Annotated in this window: 16 protein-coding genes and 1 other RNA gene; 9 read left to right on the top strand and 8 right to left on the bottom strand. The window is 68.1% G+C overall.

Going from position 1 to position 15,915, the window contains the following annotated elements:
• Nucleotides 1-18 precede the first annotated feature (18 nt).
• From OG817_RS28565 to ssrA, 8 genes are all read left to right on the top strand, one after another.
• A complete protein-coding gene (locus tag OG817_RS28565; protein WP_396395545.1) occupies nucleotides 19-399 on the top strand; it encodes a hypothetical protein in 381 nt (126 codons plus the stop codon).
• Nucleotides 392-556 (top strand): hypothetical protein, encoded by a 165-nt coding sequence (locus OG817_RS28560; protein ID WP_360445271.1) that lies wholly within the window; start codon nucleotides 392-394, stop codon nucleotides 554-556. Before OG817_RS28565 ends, OG817_RS28560 begins: the two co-directional genes overlap by 8 nt.
• Before the next feature lie 203 nt (nucleotides 557-759).
• On the top strand, nucleotides 760-1,449 hold the full coding sequence (gene ftsE / locus OG817_RS28555; RefSeq protein WP_131364582.1) for a cell division ATP-binding protein FtsE: 690 nt from the start codon (nucleotides 760-762) through the stop codon (nucleotides 1,447-1,449).
• A 33-nt stretch (nucleotides 1,450-1,482) separates the two neighbouring features.
• Nucleotides 1,483-2,394 (top strand): permease-like cell division protein FtsX, encoded by a 912-nt coding sequence (gene ftsX / locus OG817_RS28550; protein WP_396395544.1) that lies wholly within the window; start codon nucleotides 1,483-1,485, stop codon nucleotides 2,392-2,394.
• 69 nt (nucleotides 2,395-2,463) lie between these two features.
• Complete coding sequence (locus tag OG817_RS28545; protein ID WP_406047666.1) at nucleotides 2,464-3,891, top strand: M23 family metallopeptidase; 1,428 nt, start codon at nucleotides 2,464-2,466, stop codon at nucleotides 3,889-3,891.
• A 21-nt stretch (nucleotides 3,892-3,912) separates the two neighbouring features.
• Nucleotides 3,913-4,392, top strand: a complete 480-nt coding sequence (smpB, locus tag OG817_RS28540) for an SsrA-binding protein SmpB (RefSeq protein ID WP_406047665.1) — start codon at nucleotides 3,913-3,915, stop codon at nucleotides 4,390-4,392.
• A gap of 103 nt (nucleotides 4,393-4,495) precedes the next feature.
• Nucleotides 4,496-5,056: a DUF1707 and DUF4870 domain-containing protein gene (locus OG817_RS28535; protein ID WP_406047664.1), complete on the top strand. Its 561-nt coding sequence runs from the start codon at nucleotides 4,496-4,498 to the stop codon at nucleotides 5,054-5,056.
• A gap of 202 nt (nucleotides 5,057-5,258) precedes the next feature.
• Nucleotides 5,259-5,635: a transfer-messenger RNA gene (gene ssrA, locus OG817_RS28530) on the top strand.
• Between the two features lie 62 nt (nucleotides 5,636-5,697).
• Here the strand turns inward: ssrA and OG817_RS28525 are convergent.
• Entirely contained in the window at nucleotides 5,698-6,636 is a 939-nt protein-coding gene (locus OG817_RS28525) for an AraC family transcriptional regulator (RefSeq protein WP_406047663.1), read from the bottom strand.
• Between the two features lie 6 nt (nucleotides 6,637-6,642).
• Nucleotides 6,643-7,632, bottom strand: a complete 990-nt coding sequence (locus OG817_RS28520) for a helix-turn-helix transcriptional regulator (protein WP_406047662.1) — start codon at nucleotides 7,630-7,632, stop codon at nucleotides 6,643-6,645.
• 279 nt (nucleotides 7,633-7,911) lie between these two features.
• On the opposite strand from OG817_RS28520, the gene OG817_RS28515 reads away from it, so the two are divergent.
• Nucleotides 7,912-8,607: a DUF4386 domain-containing protein gene (locus OG817_RS28515; protein ID WP_406047661.1), complete on the top strand. Its 696-nt coding sequence runs from the start codon at nucleotides 7,912-7,914 to the stop codon at nucleotides 8,605-8,607.
• Between the two features lie 24 nt (nucleotides 8,608-8,631).
• Here OG817_RS28515 and OG817_RS28510 read toward each other — a convergent pair whose 3' ends face one another.
• From OG817_RS28510 to OG817_RS28485, 6 genes are all read right to left on the bottom strand, one after another.
• Nucleotides 8,632-9,843 carry an epoxide hydrolase family protein gene (locus OG817_RS28510; protein WP_406047660.1) on the bottom strand — a complete coding sequence of 404 codons (1,212 nt, stop codon included), beginning with the start codon at nucleotides 9,841-9,843 and terminating at the stop codon, nucleotides 8,632-8,634.
• Nucleotides 9,840-10,277: a MarR family winged helix-turn-helix transcriptional regulator gene (locus OG817_RS28505; protein ID WP_406047659.1), complete on the bottom strand. Its 438-nt coding sequence runs from the start codon at nucleotides 10,275-10,277 to the stop codon at nucleotides 9,840-9,842. The genes OG817_RS28510 and OG817_RS28505 overlap by 4 nt, the downstream gene beginning before the upstream one ends.
• 79 nt (nucleotides 10,278-10,356) lie before the next feature.
• Nucleotides 10,357-13,026 carry an FHA domain-containing protein gene (locus OG817_RS28500; RefSeq protein WP_406047658.1) on the bottom strand — a complete coding sequence of 890 codons (2,670 nt, stop codon included), beginning with the start codon at nucleotides 13,024-13,026 and terminating at the stop codon, nucleotides 10,357-10,359.
• A gap of 156 nt (nucleotides 13,027-13,182) precedes the next feature.
• Nucleotides 13,183-14,391 (bottom strand): hypothetical protein, encoded by a 1,209-nt coding sequence (locus tag OG817_RS28495; RefSeq protein WP_406047657.1) that lies wholly within the window; start codon nucleotides 14,389-14,391, stop codon nucleotides 13,183-13,185.
• A gap of 222 nt (nucleotides 14,392-14,613) precedes the next feature.
• Nucleotides 14,614-15,330 (bottom strand): SRPBCC domain-containing protein, encoded by a 717-nt coding sequence (locus tag OG817_RS28490; RefSeq protein ID WP_406047656.1) that lies wholly within the window; start codon nucleotides 15,328-15,330, stop codon nucleotides 14,614-14,616.
• Nucleotides 15,327-15,902 carry a helix-turn-helix domain-containing protein gene (locus tag OG817_RS28485; RefSeq protein WP_406047655.1) on the bottom strand — a complete coding sequence of 192 codons (576 nt, stop codon included), beginning with the start codon at nucleotides 15,900-15,902 and terminating at the stop codon, nucleotides 15,327-15,329. The genes OG817_RS28490 and OG817_RS28485 overlap by 4 nt, the downstream gene beginning before the upstream one ends.
• Between the last annotated feature and the right edge of the window lie 13 nt (nucleotides 15,903-15,915).

Below are 15,915 nucleotides of genomic sequence, written 5' to 3'. Positions count from 1 at the left end.
GAGTGGCGGGGTGTGTCCATGATTCCGACCTGGATCTCGGTCGTGGGTGTGGTGATGACCGTGATGAGCCCGCTGCTGGCGCTCGGCGGTGTGTTCCTGGGCTCGTATCTGACCCGGAAGTCGGATCGTGAGCTCGATGTCTGGCGGCACCGCGAGGAGACGATGCGGATGGTCCGCTGGGCGGTCGAGCAGATCCTCGAGGGCGACGAGGCGGGGACGGACGCCGGAGTCGTGACGCTGCGTTCGCTGATGCGGTCGGAGCTGTTACAGGCCGAGGACTACGATTTGGTCGCCGCGCTGACCGCCTCCGTTGCGATCGACCGGGTCGGCCCGGCCGCGTACGCTGATATTGCGGATGCTGATATCGAGGTCGTCGAGGGAGACGAGGAGCATGGCTGAGAAGAAGACCGTGAGGGTCTCTCGTCAGGCCGTCGAGTTGGCCCGCCTGCACGTGGAGGCCGCGCGCAGGGCCGGCCGGAAACCCGAGCCGGGAGTGGCCCGCATCGCGGGTGCCCGCCCGGACAACGGCAACGGCGCGTCACCGGCCCCCGCCTGAGAGTTCGGTCCGGCGCTGGTTCGCCGCGGTACAACGATTGACGTCGTAGACCGTCTATCGGACGCACCCGTTCGGAGCGGCACGCCTGGTCGGCGGCACGCCCGGAACCACCTACACTGATCGACGGCCGCTCCGGTGGCGTACGGTGCCATGGTGGTTACCACTGCGTCGCTCCCTGTTCCCGACCACGGCCGGATAGACCCGTGATCCGCTTCGAGAATGTGTCCAAGACGTACGAGGGCCAGTCCAAGGCCGCTCTGCTGAACGTCAACGTCGAGATCGAGAAAGGCGAGTTCGTCTTCCTGGTCGGCACCTCCGGGTCCGGCAAGTCGACGTTCCTTCGTCTGGTCCTGCGCGAGCACCGGACGACCAGGGGTCACATCATGGTGGCCGGCAAGGACCTGAACCGGCTGGCCAGCTGGCGGATCCCGCAGATGCGCCGCCAGATCGGCACTGTCTTCCAGGACTTCCGGCTGCTGCCGAACAAGACCGTCGCGGAGAACGTCGCGTTCGCGCTGCAGGTGATCGGCAAGCCCCGGTCGCACATCCGCAAGACGGTTCCCGAGGTGCTCGAGCTGGTCGGCCTGGACGGCAAGGAGGACCGGCTCCCCGACGAGCTGTCCGGCGGTGAGCAGCAGCGGGTAGCGATCGCCCGCGCGTTCGTGAACCGGCCGATGATCCTGATCGCCGACGAGCCGACCGGAAACCTGGACCCTGGTACGTCGGTCGGCATCATGAAGCTGCTCGACCGGATCAACCGGACCGGGACCACGGTCGTGATGGCCACCCATGACGTGTCGATCGTCGACCAGATGCGCAAGCGCGTGATCGAGCTGGAGAACGGTCATGTCGTCCGTGACGAGTCGCGCGGCGTCTACGGCTATCAGCACTGAGACCGCTGCCTGAGTACAGGGACTGACTGAAGAATGCGCTTGAACTACATCCTCTCCGACCTCGGTATCGGCCTGAAGCGGAACCTCTCGATGACCATCGCGGTCGTCGTCACCATCTGGGTGTCGCTGTCGCTGTTCGGCAGCGCGCTGCTCGCCCGCGAGCAGGTCGACCTGATGAAGGGGAACTGGTACGACAAGATCCAGATCTCGGTCTTCATGTGCACCAAGGACTCCGGCGGCCGTGGCTGCGCCGGCGCCGAGGTGACCCAGGAGCAGAAGAACCGGATCCGCCAGGTGATCGAGTCGAACCCGGACACCGCACCGGACGGGGTCTTCGGCGAGTCGAAGAAGGAAGCGTTCGAGTCGTTCAAGAAGCTGTACAAGGACTCGCCGATCGTCAGCACGGTCACCGAGGACCAGATGCAGGAGTCCTACCGGGTCAAACTGAAGGATCCACAGCGCTATCAGAACCTCGTCAGCGCGGTCAGTGGCTTACCCGGCGTCGATACCGTGCAGGACCTCCGGCAGTACCTCGATCCGTTGTTCAAGGCACTCAACGGGTTGCAAGTCGGCGCTCTGGTCGCCGCTGGACTGCTGCTGGTCGCCGCGTTGATGCAGATCTCGAACACGATCCGATTGGCGGCGTACGCCCGGAGACGGGAGATCGGCATCATGCGCCTGGTCGGCGCGTCGAACTTCTATATCCAGCTGCCGTTCCTGCTGGAGGCGGTGCTGGCCGCCTTGATCGGCGCGGTCCTTGCCTGCGGCACGTTGTGGGTCTTCGTGTACGTCGTCGTCATGCAGCGGGCCGAGGAGACGTTCCGGGTCTGGCAATGGGTCGGCGCCGCGGAAACCTTCCGGGCGACGCTCATCATGGTGGTGGTCGGACTGATCCTCGCCGTGGTCCCGACATTCCTGACAACCCGGAAATACCTCAAAGTCTGACCCGGGTGACTTATCGTGCAATAGCAGCATCACCGCACGACAACTCAACCCAGAGCAAGGGGTCGACCTGTGGTCCCGCACTTCCCCGGTGCGAACCCGCGTCAGCGGGGGAGCATCAAGCGAGACGACAGCACCGGCACCACCGCCACGCCGTACCAGCGATCACGTAGTAGACCGCCGGGCCGGCAGACGGTCGTTGCCGCATGCTGCCTTGTCCTGTCCCTGTCCGCCGGAGTCCTGGCGGCGGTTCCGGCTGCCCAAGCGGACCCGCCGGATCCAGCCGCCAAGAAGAAACAGCTCGACTCGCAGATCGGTGCGCAGAAGGCCGATCTCGCCGAGGCGTCCGACCAGCTCGGCGAATCCGTCGCCGCGTACAACCAGGCCGAGGCGAAATACAAGGTCGTCCAGGTCAAGTACGCCGCCGCACAAGGCCGACTGGCGGCCGCGAAGGCCGCCGATGTGGTTGCCGCGAGCAAGCTCCAGGCCGCCGAGCAGGCGCTGACGTCCGCGGTGGCCGACGTCGTGGCGGGCGAGCAGCAGATCACGGAGAAGCGCGCCGCAGCCGGTCGCGCGGTCAGATCGGCGTACCAGCAGCAGACCGGCCTGGTCGGGCTGACGATCGCACTGCGTGGTGCGTCGCCGGCGGACATCGCCACCGGGATGCAGGTGCAGCGCAACGTGTTCGGCATCCAGGGCAACGCGATCACGAACCTGAACAACGCGCAGGCTCAGCTCGCGAACCAGCGGGCCAAGGTCGCCCTGGCCGAGAAGGCCGCGGCCGCGGCCCGGGCCGAAGCGGCCCGGACGGTCAAGCAGGTCACTGCGCTGACCAAGCAGGTCGCGGCCGACAAGGCCGAGGCCGCCGCGGTCGCCCAGGTGAGACTGGTCGCGTACAAGGCCGCGGAGCGCGAGAAGAACACCGAACAGGCGCAGTACAACGCTCTCGTCGCGGAGCGGAGCCGGGTCGAGCAGATCCTGATCGCCCGTGCGAAGGCCGAGAAGGCCGCGGCCGCCCGCAAGAAGGCGGCCCGCGAGAGGGCCGAGCGGGCGAAGGCTCGCAAGGAAGGACGGCCGCCGCGGAGCGTTCCGGACGACCCCGGCGACGGCGGGCTGAGCTACCCGGTCAGCAGCTATATCACGTCGCCGTACGGAATGCGGTTCCACCCTGTCCTGCACTACTGGAAGCTGCACGACGGCACGGACTTCCGCGCCCCCTGCGGTACGCCGATCCACGCGGCGGCGAGCGGACGAGTGACGGACAAGTACTACAACGGTGGTTACGGAAACCGGCTGTTCGTATCGCATGGAGTGATCGACGGCAGCTCCATCACCACGGTCTACAACCACCTGTCGCGGTACAAGGCGCGCGTCGGTGAGCACGTCAGCAAGGGCGAGATCATCGGGTACGCCGGAACCACGGGGTACTCCACCGGCTGCCATCTGCACTTCATGGTCTACCAGGACGGCCGGGTGGTTAATCCGATGAAGTGGCTCTGAGCTACCTGCGATACTGGTCGGATGGTGAAACAGACCGGCCGGCAGAAGCCGATCGCGCAGAACCGGAAGGCGCGACACGACTACCACATCGAGGACGTGGTGGAGGCCGGGCTGGTGCTGACCGGGACCGAGGTGAAGTCCCTGCGGCAGGGCCGGGCCTCCCTCGTCGACGCGTTCGCCGCCGTCCGCGGTAGCGAGTTGTGGCTGCAGGGGATGCACATCCCGGAGTACAAGCACGGCACCTGGACCAACCACGAGCCGCGCCGCACCCGCAAGCTGCTGCTGCACAAGGACGAGGTGCAGAAGCTGATCAGGGCGGTCGAGCAGCAGGGCGTCTCGCTGATCCCGCTGTCGCTGTACTTCAAGGACGGGTACGCCAAGGTCGAGCTCGCCACCGGGCGAGGCAAGAAGGACTACGACAAGCGGCACGCGCTGGCCGAGCGCCAGGCCGATCGCGAGGCCCGGCGCGCCCTCTCGGAGCGCACCCGCCGCCGCGACTGAGGGGGCCGGGCCGGCCGGGCTGAGGGCTGCCTGGGGTCGGCTCAGGGGCGGCTGGGGGCTGCACCCGATGGGGCGGACGGCGTCCGGCGCGCAGAGTGGATGCATGTCCACTTCAGACCTGCTGGTGACGCCGGCCCAACGGGACCGCGCCGTCGAGATCCTGAAAGAAATGTACGCCGACGGCCGGCTGGACCACGCCGAGTTCGACACCCGGCTGGAGCTGGCTCTGAAGGCCCGCACCCGTGCCGAACTCAACAGCACCTTCGACGGACTCGTGTCCCGGCCCGTCCCGACGTACGCACCCGCCGCCTTCACCCGGCCGGCCCCGGTGCAGCGGTACTCCGGCGACGGCCGGGGGATGGGGACCATCGCGCACTGGCTCGGGTACCCGACGTTCTTCGTCGGCCCGGCGATCGTGGTGGCGACGGCCGGTCAGAAGAACCCGGGCGTCCGCAAGCACGCGGTGGAGGCGCTGAACTTCCAGCTGAGCGCCTTCGGGGCGTTCGCGCTGCTGGGGATCATGACGGGCGTGACGCACGGCTTCACCGGGTTCCTGTTCCCGATCCTCGGCATTCTGTGGTTCATCCTGACCGGGATCGGTGGCCTCGCGACCGCGGTCGGCTCCAACTTCCGCTACCCGTTCACGCTGCGCCTGATCAAGTAGTGGCTCTACCCTGGCAGGCTGGGTGATCGCTCTGGCCGGGCTGATGGTCGCAGGGGCGGCGGTCATCTTCCTGCGCGCGCCCGAGGCGTCGCCTGCCGCTGACCGTGTGTAACGGGAATGTCAGGTGCGGGTCGCCTGTTGGACTTGATAGTGTGGATCTTCCACCGCCCTGCGGGACCGGTGGGAGTTTGACAACTCAACAGGGGGTGAACGGTTTCGACTTTGGACGTTTGTTCCAAGGGAAGCGGGCCGAGGATCCAGGGTTATCTCGTTAACGATCTCTGGAAACCAATAACTGCCAATTCTCAGCGCAGTAGCTTCGCTCTCGCCGCCTGACGGCCTGAGCACTTAAAGAAGCGGTCAGCCCGGGGATGCTCCCGCCCCGGCTCCTGGCCTCATTTAGGGAGCTTGCTGCACTAGCCCGGTCACGGGGCTGGTGTGGGACATTTACAGTGACTGAGCCTGTCAGCGACGTGTCTGTGAGAGCGCTGGGGCTGAGAAAACGACTAACAGACTGCGCCCGGAGAAGCCTTGAAACACCGCTGAAGGACGCGGGTTCGATTCCCGCCACCTCCACCCCTGAGAGTTACAAGAAAGCCGGTCCCCTCGGGGACCGGCCTTCTTGCGTGTACTGGGGGTTCTCAGGTGTTGAGAGTGGTGCTGGGGGACTGGCCGTAGACGGTGCGGTATTGGTTGGCGAAGCGACCGGGGTGGTGGAAGCCCCAGTGGGCGGCGATGGCGGTGACGGTGGTCTGGGTGGGGTCGGCGGCCTGGAGGTCGGCGTGGGCCTGGGCGAGGCGGACTTGGCGGAGGTAGGCCAGCGGGGTCGTGTCGAGGTGCCGGCGGAACGCGAGTTGGATCGCGCGGTTGGTGACGCCGGCGGCGGTGGCGATGTCGGCGATGGTGAGCTCGCGGTGGGGGTTGGCCTCGATGTAGCTGATCGCTCGGCGGAGGGTGGCCGGGTGGGCGTCGCGGCGGTTCTCGGCAGTGGGGTCGGTGCGGGTGTTGTTGGGGACCGTGGCCAGGACCATCGCGGCGAGGAACTGCGTGATGGTCGTGGAAATGAGGGGTTCGGAGACCAGCGCCGGGTTGGTGAGTGTCTGCGTGTGCACGTAGTCGATCGCGTCCCGCAGTTGCCGCTGGGCCGCCGTCGTGGCGGGCCGGTGGCTGTGGAAACTGAGCGCCGCGGGCCTTCGCCCGTCGAGCGCGGTGGCGGCGACCCGCTGCAGGACGGTGGGATCGATCATGAGGACGAGCTCACGCGGGTGCCGCAGCCTGCCCGTGAGCCCGCGCTCTCCAGGAGGCAGGAGCAGTACGTCGCCCGGTCCAGCGGAGTACTCCGGAATCTCGACTCCACCGGAACGAAGGCTGCACACGAGGTAGCGGTCGAGCGGATCGGCGCGGTAGGACAGGTCCGCGCCGAGCTGGAACTCATCGCTGGTCAGGCCGGGGAGGAAGGTCCGGGCGATGCGGGTCCGGGTCGGTACGCCGTTGAGTCCGGACAGGTTCACCCGCGTGTACGTCTCGGACAGAAAGGCCTCGATCTCGTCGATCGTGGTGCTTTCGAAGACGACTGGCATCGCAGCTCAGCTTCCCTCCTGGAGGGTCCGGCCTGGGCTGCGACCGTAGGCGGCGTGGTAGGAGGCGGTGAATCGGGGGACGGAGAAACCCCACCGGTAGGCGACCGTGGAGACAGTGACGCCGCTGGCGGGGTCGGTCTTCTGCAGGTCGCGGTGCGCGCGTTCGAGTCGGACCTGTCGTAGGTGCTCGAACGGCGTACATTCCAGATGCCGGCGGAAGGCGTACTGGAGTGCACGGGCACTCGTGCCGACGGCCTCGGCGATGTCGTTGACGCCGATCGGTTCGGCGGCATGCGCGTCGATGTAAGCCACGGCTCGTTGTACGGACGCCGGCGTGACCCAGCCGGGTGAGCGGGCGTACGAGACCCGCAGCGTCGCGTTCGGGAAGACCACGAGCATCGACGCGATGACGTGCGTGTGCAGTTGCTGGGCGACCAACGGACTCTCCGCGGACGACGGTACGTCGGTCAGGACGCGGTGGACGTAGTGGCTCACCGACTGCCAGTACCCGCTGAGCCGGGCGTTGAGTGGCAGCCCGGTGCCCAGCCAGAAGTCATCGGGCGATACGCCGTGCGCCGACTCGGCGGCTTCCTCCAGGTCGCGGTAGCTGACGCGCGTCCCGATCGAGTCGAACGGCGGGAATTCGAGCGCCATCGGGTCGTCCGGCGCACGCATCAGCGAGCCACCGGCCGGCACCCGCAACTCCCCGCTCGGGACGGTCGCGACGGCCGGCCGCGAGAACCAGACAACGAGCGGTTCCTTGTACGGCTCGGTGTCCACCGCGAAACCCAGACCCACGTGCCATCGGTCCGAGCCCAACGGTCCGCACTGCGTCGTCTCGATCTTCACTGCCCCGGTGGAGCGCTGACCGCCGGCGACTCGCGGGCTGGCGGAGGGAAAGACGGCATCCAGCGCGTCGACGACGGCGTCCGAACCCTCGCCGAGCATGAATCCCCGCACGACACCACCAGTTCGGGTGCTGTCGGCTGCCGTCACGTTGTCAACCTCCACGAGGACTTGCTCCGAAGCTACGCCCACACACCACGCGGCGAAACCAGACAAGCCTCATGGATCGAGAGGCCATGGACAGCGCTGGAACCGGCGCGCATGCTGAATGCGGTGGGGTCGGGGGGCGCCCGGGCAGCCCGGAGCCGTGACCGCGCCAAGGGGGCGATTGGCATGGCCAGAGTCGAGCGACGTCATCAACGCGACGAGGAACTGGAACAGGTCGACATCGCGCCGGTTCCAGGACGTCGATCAGGTATCACAACACGGATGTTCACCGGGATCGTCTTCATCGTGGCGACCCTGGCCTTCATGGTGGCCGCGACGGTGTTGTCGATGACGTTCGATTGGCCCGACATCCTGCGTCAACCGGCGGATGTGGTGTTGCCCGAGTACGTCGACGGCGGCACGAGCCTGGTCTGGACGTGGTTCGCGGTCGCATGGACGTACGCGATCCTCGCCGTACCGATCCTGTTGCTGCCGACCGCGCTGAAGCGCAGGGACGACGCGGCTCTGCGGGTCGCCACCTGGGCGGGCACGGCGTCTGTGCTGCTGGCGCTGGTCGGATTCCTGCGCTGGGTCTTCGTAGTACCGCCGCTGGCCGACACCTACGTCAACGGAGACACAGCTACGCGTACGGCGGTTGCCGCGGCGTGGACCGCGCAGCATCAGTACGGCGGTGCGCTACTCGGTGAACACCTGGGACAGTTCCTGGGCATCGTGTGGTCGGTCACCGTCAGCATCATCATCTTGCGAACCAAGCTGATGCCGAGATGGGCGGGCTGGCTCGGGCTGCTCGCCAGCGCGCTGTACTTCACCAACCAAGGCGACATCCTCGCCACCGCGATCCCCAGCTTCCCGGTCTGGGACCTCGGCGGCCTGCTCGGAAGCTACCTGTGGGCAATCTGGCTAGTAGTGCTCGGCGTCCTGCTCCTCCGCCCCCCGAACCCATCGACCAGCCCTTAGACCGGCCGATTTCTTCCGCGTTGCTCAGCGATAGTTGCGGAACGTTCGGCGGAGGTCGTCGGTCCACTCGGTGGGGAGTTCCCAGGGGATGAAGTGGCCGCCGCCCGGGTGGGCGGTCAGGTTGACGTGGTTGTACCACTCGGCGCGGTCGCTGTTCAGGAAGTTCTGCACGCGTTCCTCGGGGGTGCTGACGCCGGGTGGGTCCTCGTAGCCGACGAAGGTGATGCCGGTAGGTGCTTCGATGGCCGGCGTACGGTCGTGCGACGGCGTCCACGGGTAGCGGTTGTTGTTGGCGTAGGTGCGGATCGAGGTGTCGATCGCGTTGCCGGCCCAGTAGATCGTGGCGTGCGTCAGCAGGTCGTCGTCGCTGAACGCCTTGTCGCCGCCGGACCAGCTCAGCCACCGCTCGAGGATCCACGCGAGCATGCCGGCCGGTGAGTCCGCGAGGCCGAAGCCGAGGGTGCTCGGGTCCAGGACATGCGTGGCCAGGTGGGCCGCGAACCGCCGTTCCAGCTCGATGATCCGGTCGTGGATCGCGGGCGGCAGGTTCGGCGGGATCGGATTGCCGCCGCTCAGGTCCCAGCCGCGGTCGCCGTTGAAGAACGTGAGTTTCAGGCCCGAACCGATGTGGATCCCGTAGAGCTCATCGGCGTACTTGTGACCGAGTTGCCCGGTGACGAGAGCGCCGACATCGCAGCCGGCGGCGGCGTACTTCGGGTAGCCGAGGACGCCGGTCATCAGATCGTGCCAGACGTCGGCGATCTTCCAGAAGTTCATGTCCGGCTGGTTCGTCAGCGGTGTCGAGAACCCGAAGCCGGGCAACGACGGCACGATCACGTCGAACGCGTCGGCCGGATCACCGCCGTACGCGGCAGGGTCCGCAAGCGGGCCGATCACCTTCGACCAGTGCCAGAACGTCCACGGCCAGCCGTGGCTCAGGATCAGCGGAACCGGGTTCGGACCGACGCCGGGCTTGCGCAGGAAGTGCACGGGTACGCCGTTCACGTCGACGCGGTAGTGCTCGAACGCGTTGATCGCCCGCTCGGCGGCACGCCAGTCGAACCCGTCGGCCCAGTACTCCACCAATGCCTGCAGTTGAGTACGACGTACGCCGTAGAAGCCGTCGTCGTTCCCGGCGTCGAGCGGCCATTTGGTCGCGGTCAGTCGGCGGCGCAGGTCGTCGAGGACGTCGTCCGGGACGTGGATCGGGGTTGGCTCCAAGGGAAAGCCGGTCATAGTTGCTCCTCAGCGGCGATCTCGGTCAGCCGGGTCAGCACGTGGATGGAGCTCGCGAGTACGTCGCGCTCCTCGGGGGTCAGTCGGTCGACCAGGCGAGACAGCTTGTCGACCCGCTCCGTATGGCGGGACCGTACGACCTGCCGGCCGGCGCGCGTCAGCGACAGCAGCATCGCGCGGCCGTCATTCGGGTCGGGGCGGCGCTGCAGGAGGCCATCCTGCTCGAGCTTCGTGACCAGGCTGGTGAGCGCGGGCTGCTTGAGTTGCTCGGTCGCCAGCAGGTCGGTCAGCCGGAGCGGCCCGTTGCGCGCCAGCGTGTGCAGGACCGACAAGGTCGAGAAGTTGAACCTGCGCACCGAGGGTAACCGGATGAAGATCGGATTGAAGTCCTCGATGGCCGTGGTCAGCCGCTCGACGTCCACCTCTGCCGCCATGCCGGAACCGTATCAATATTCGATGTAAGTGCGCACGCGGATTTCTTTGAGTTGCCTGGGGCAACAGTTTGCTCCGCTGTCAGTTGCTGAGGGCAATACCGACGGCGACGGGGGCGTCACCGGACTTGAGGGTGAGGGTCGCGGTCGTCAGGTTGTCCGGCAAGTGGCCCGTGAACGTGATCGTGCCGTGCTCGGTGCCGCCGGACGGGAACTTGCCCGGCCACTGGCTCCGCGAGTCGTCGGCGCGGATCGCGTTGCCCTCCGGGCCGGTGAGGGCGACGTTGCCGTCGAGCGGCAGGGCGACCGACTGATCACCGGCGTTCTTGACCGCGAGTTGCACACGGGTGAAGTGGCTCGTGTACGTCACGTTCTCGACGGTGACGGTCAGGCCGTCGAATGCCTTCCCGACCGGCTTGACCAGGCGGGCCTCGCCGGACTCCTTACCGGTGAAGTAGCCGGCGGCGTACTGGGCTGCCGCGGTGAGCGCGAACCCGCCGACACCGACGCCGAGCAGTACGACGACGATCGCGACGATCACGGAGACGTTGAAGCGGCCGGGGGAGCGTTCCTGCCCGCTGAGCGCGTCCATCAGGGCGACGACCATGGCGGTGATGAGCGCGATGACCGGCGGTACCAGCCAGCGGAGCGGATCGCCGGGGCCGGATGAGAAGAAGGTGACGACGAGGTTGATCAGGAGGCCGAGTGCGAGGAGGGCGCCTGCGACCGCGAGTACACGACCAAGCCTGACCTGGCCGACCTCATCGGGGTCCGCGGGCCGTCGCGTCTTGGCCTGCGCGGCGCGTGCGTCCGTCGTACGTGACGCCTGCGCCGTACGTGAGGTCTGCCGGGCGCCCGCGGCTCCACGAGATGTCTGCGCCCCGCCGGCTGGTGGGGCGACGCCTGCTTGCTCCTCGGCCCGACCGGTGTCGGGCCAACTGGCCGACTCGTTCCGGCTGGCCTGCGACCGATCGAACTGAACCGGCACGGTCATCCCACCAGCCCACGGCGACCGAGCCGGCTCCGGATTGTCCGCCGACGGATAAGCCCCCCAGTCCCCAGGCCCAACCGCAACCCCACCAAGACCCTCATCAACCCGCTCCCCACCCGACGGCTCATACTCACCGTCGGCGCGAGCGAACTGGCTCACACCCTGCTCAGCCTCACCAGGCGCGAAGGGGTTCCCCCCATGCTCACCCTCGCCCGGCGCGAATCCGCCCGGCTCACCCTCGGCGAACGGACTCCCGCCCTGCGCGCTCTCGGGTGGTGTGAATCCGCCCGGCTCACCCTCAGCCGCGGCGAACGGGCTCCCGCCCTGCGCACCCTCGGGTGATGCGAATCTGCCCGGCTCACCCTCAGCCGCGGCGAACGGGCTCCCGCCCTGCGCACCCTCGGGTGATGCGAATCTGCCCGGCTCACCTTCGGCGAACGGGCTCCCGCTCTGCGCGCTGTCGGGTGGTGTGAAGCCGCCCGGCTCAGGCTCGGTCGGCGCGAATGGGCTCGCGCCTTGCCCGCCTTCGCGTGGTGCGAAGCCGCCGGGCTCGCCCTCGGCCCGCGCGATGCCGCTGGGGTTGCCCTCGGCTGGGGCGAAACCGCTGGGCTCGCCCTCAGCCCGCGCGATGCCGCTGGGGTTGCCCTCGGCTGGGGCGAAGGGGCTTGCGGCTTGCTCGGACTCGGGTGGGGCGAAGGGATTCTTGCCCCGGTCGGCCTCGGCCGGCTTGTACGCGCTCGGGTCCGGGCCGGGGTCAGGCGTGACGGTGCTTGGCTGCTGGTTGCGGTTGGCCGGAGTGACTGGGCTCGGGCCGCGGTCGGCGAGGCTGGGGCCTCGGTCGGCGGGGTCGGGTGGGTTGAACGGGCGCGCGTTCTGGTTTGGCTCGGGTGGTGCGGGTGGGCTCGGCTGCTGGTTGTGGGCTGTGGGTGCGTACGGGCTCGGGCCGGGTTCAGCCTCGGTTGGGGCGAAGCGGTTCTCACCTCGGTCCGCGCGGCTGGAGGGAGGAGTCACCGGGGCGTACGCGGCGGGGTCGCCAAGCGCGACTGGCTCGGCAAGAGAGAACCGGTCCACAACCTGCGGCCGCTCGGCGGGCCCGGAAGGTGCCGCCGCAGGAGCTTCCCCTGAGTCGCGGTGGTACGCCGAGGCGTCCTCCTCCCGGTACGACGCCTCGTCGGGCGCGGCGTACGCACCGTCTGCCTGCCCTGAGAACGCGTCCTCCGCGGGCGCGCGGTACTGCTCGTTCGAGGGCGCGTCCCGCTGGTCCGAGGATGCGGCGTACTGCTCGTCCGCGGGTCCTGCGTACTGGTCGTTCGCCGGGGCAGGGTAGGCGTCGTCTGCTGGGTAAGGCGCCTCTGCAGGTGGGGGATACGCGGCCGCTGGAGGGGGCTCAGGCGGGGAGAACGAGGCGGGTGGAGCTTCCGCGGGTGGGGTGAAGGAGGCGGGTGGAGCTTCCGCGGGTTGGGCAGCCGCCTGGGAGGGGGTTTCGTGGAAGGTCAGGGCCGAGCGGCCGATCTGGATTTGGTCGTTGTCGGTGAGGGGCGTGGGGGCGGCGAGGCGCCGGCCGTTGAGGGCGGTGCCGTTGCGGGACTCGTCGATGAGGGTCCAGGTGCTGCCCGAGCGGGCGAGGCGGGCGTGGATGCGGGAGATCTGATCGTCCGCCGTCAACCGGATGTCGGCGTTGGAGGCGCGCCCGATGGTGATCGAGTCGCTACCGTCCGACAGATCCCAGCGCTGGTCGCCCAGCGACAGCGCATGTTCCATTTCCACTACGCCCTAACACCCCACGAAGCAGCCGACTCGTCTGCGCGATTCTGCCTGTACCACCCTCATCTGGTCCAGAGCACCCACAACGCCCCGAGCCTAATCAACCGCCGGTACGGCGACCCCGCGGGGCCGCCGGACAGGGGACCGACAGCACTAACCGAGCGTCATCCGGGGCTCACCATTGAGCAGGCCGGTGCCGGAAATGGTGCAAGTGCCGCCGCGGTTCTGTGTGTAGGACTGGCGGACGCAGGAACGGAGCGCGAGCTGCGCCCAGTAGTTCGGGTGCAGGCTCTCCTGGATGAAGTAGTTGGACCCGACCGTGGTGACCGTGCGGATCTGGTTGATCCACTCGGTCTTGTCGACCGCCGTCGGCTGGGTCCACGAGCTCAGCCCGACCTCCTCGTAGAGACCGACCGAGCTCTCGCACAACCGCCGGCCGTTGAAGGCGGACTGGAGCTCGAGCAGGCGGATGTTCCCGAGCCCGGACTGCCCGATCGCCGCCCGGACGGCGTTGTTGATGGTGACGAGCGCGGTGTTGTTCGCCCAGTCGGCGTCCGCGTTCCAGAACCCGCAGCCGCCCACGCTCTGCCGCGTGTAGCCGCTCTGCCCGTACCGGAACCCGCTCCCGCCCGGAAGCGGCGACGGGTACGTCTGCACCAGCAGCGTCCACGCGTTGTCGCCGTACCCGGCGTTCCGCATCGCCGTGCGCACGTTCTGGAAGGCGGTCGCGATCTTCCCGCGTACGGCGGTGACGTTGGCCGAGGTGAAGTTGGCGACGACCGAGGAGTCGTCCTTGCAGTAGTCCGGGAACCAGGACGGCGATAGCAGGAAGTCGGTCACACACTGGGTGACGATCGACGCGAACTTGAAGTCGTTGCCGCCGATCGAGACGATCACTTGCCGCACGTTGTGGCCGGCCGCGAACTGCTGCAGCATCTTCGCCTGCCCGAGATGCCCGGAGCCGTCGTCGTAGAAGTCGATGCCTGGCTTGAAATCGTCACCAGTGCTGGTCGCGGTGCTGGCGCCGGAGCAGGCCAGGTTCAGTCCGCCGACACCACCACCGATGAACGCCTCGGCGGAGCTGCTGCGGTGGCACCGCGGGATCTGCTCGGCGGTCCCACTCGCGTTGTCGTGGTAGGCGTGCGCACCGAGCGCATCGGCCGGTGCTTCGGAGTTGTTCGAGCTACCGGCCCAGCGGCCGGCCTCGCCCGAGATGTAGGAGTCGCCGAGGGTGACGACGTGCGGCGTCCCGGAGCCGGGACCGTCGGCCCGGGCGGGGGTGGCGACCAGGCAGAGCCCGGTCATGGAGAGCACGAGGAACGTGGACACTCGACGCACGAGTGAGCGGGACGGAATGTTCACCGGAAGGCCTCTCTCGCCGGAGGGCGGCCGCGGGGGCGGCGACCGCCGTGGCAAGAAAGGTACTCAGAAGTAACCGTTAGAGACAGACCGAGAGTGCTGGCACGTTTGCGCCCTGTCACCGCCGTGTCAGGGACGTATCGACAGGAGGTGTCGCCATTTCTGGCCAGTTCCCGCCGCCGGCCACGCCTGACGACCCAGCGACGGCCGCGACACCTCCTGTCGTTACGTACCGGGCAGACTGGCCGGCACGTAGTGCGTCTCCCACCAGTTCTTCCAGCGCGCGTCCAGCGCATCCCGGTCGACGTCGCCGTACAGGCTGAGGATCGCCATCGCGGAGCCGTCCGGCTTGAGCTCGCCCGGTGGGATGTAGCTGAGCACGAGCAGGCCGTTGCCCCAGGCATCGACTGTCAGGCCGACCTGATGCTCCGAGGTGTACAGGACCTCGCCCTTCACCGCTTCGCCGATCAGCTCGAGCTCGTACGACGTACCGGCCGGCCGGCCGCCGACACCCAGTTCGCCGGTCAGCGAGGCAGCGCCGGTGCCGACGTAGAACAGCGTCCGCCGCTCGTCGTCCGGGTGCTGCTCCAGCGCGAACTTGAGCTGGTTGAGGAACGTCGTCCAGCCCTCGGTGATGTCGTCGTAGTACGCCTCCCAGTCGGGATTCGCGCCGCGCGGTGAGCGAGTCAGCGTGATCCGCGACCCGCCCTCCACCGGCTCGACCACGAACCGGTCGCCGTCCCCGAGGATCAGCGTCCCGACCTGGCTGTCGTCGACCTTGGTGAAGTAGATCAGGTCGATCTCCTCCTCCAGCCCGCCCTGGGTGCCTTCGTACTCCCAGCCGTGCCAGTGCCGGATCTTGTCCTTGTTCCGCAGCGCGTCCCAGACCGCCTCGGCCGGCGCGGCCACGGTCACCACGATCCGCGGTGTCTCCTCGCTCATCCTTCTTCTCCTTCGGTACGTCGTGATGCCGGGTGGCCGCCGGCGATCAGGCGATAGGGCCGCCCGCTCTCAGTGTCGAACTGTTCGATGGTCCGCCGCACCGCTTCGGTCAGGGCATCAGTGAAGCGATGTACGTCGCCTGGTTCGGCGAACCGCACCTCGGCCTCCAGCGTGAACGTGAGCAGCCGCTTGCCGTCGGCGTCGGCGGCGCTCTGCATCCGGGCCACGTCCCGGACCGTGCCGGCGGCGACGTCCACCAGGTGCTCGGCGGCGAACTGGTCCTGGATGTCGGTGAATGCGTGGCCCATCACGGCCGGATCGACCACGAGCGTCGCGGCCTTCGCCCGCAGGATCCGCTCGGTGAAGCCGCGCCGCCGGCGCTCCTCGACGAGCTCGATCAGTCCGGCCTTCTCCAGCTCGCGCAGGTGGTAGTTCATCCGCTGCCGGGGGAGCCCCAGGGTGGCGGCGAGCTGGGTCGCCGACGACGGCTCGCGGAGCAGCTCGAGCAGCCGCCGCCGGATAGGCGACAGTGCCACGCGCAGCTTCTCCGGCTCCTCGACGTATCCCAGCATGCGCCCAATCTCT

It is taken from the genome of Kribbella sp. NBC_00889 (genome assembly GCF_045207705.1).
Lineage (GTDB): Bacteria > Actinomycetota > Actinomycetes > Propionibacteriales > Kribbellaceae > Kribbella.
This window is presented reverse-complemented; position numbering and strand designations above follow the sequence as displayed.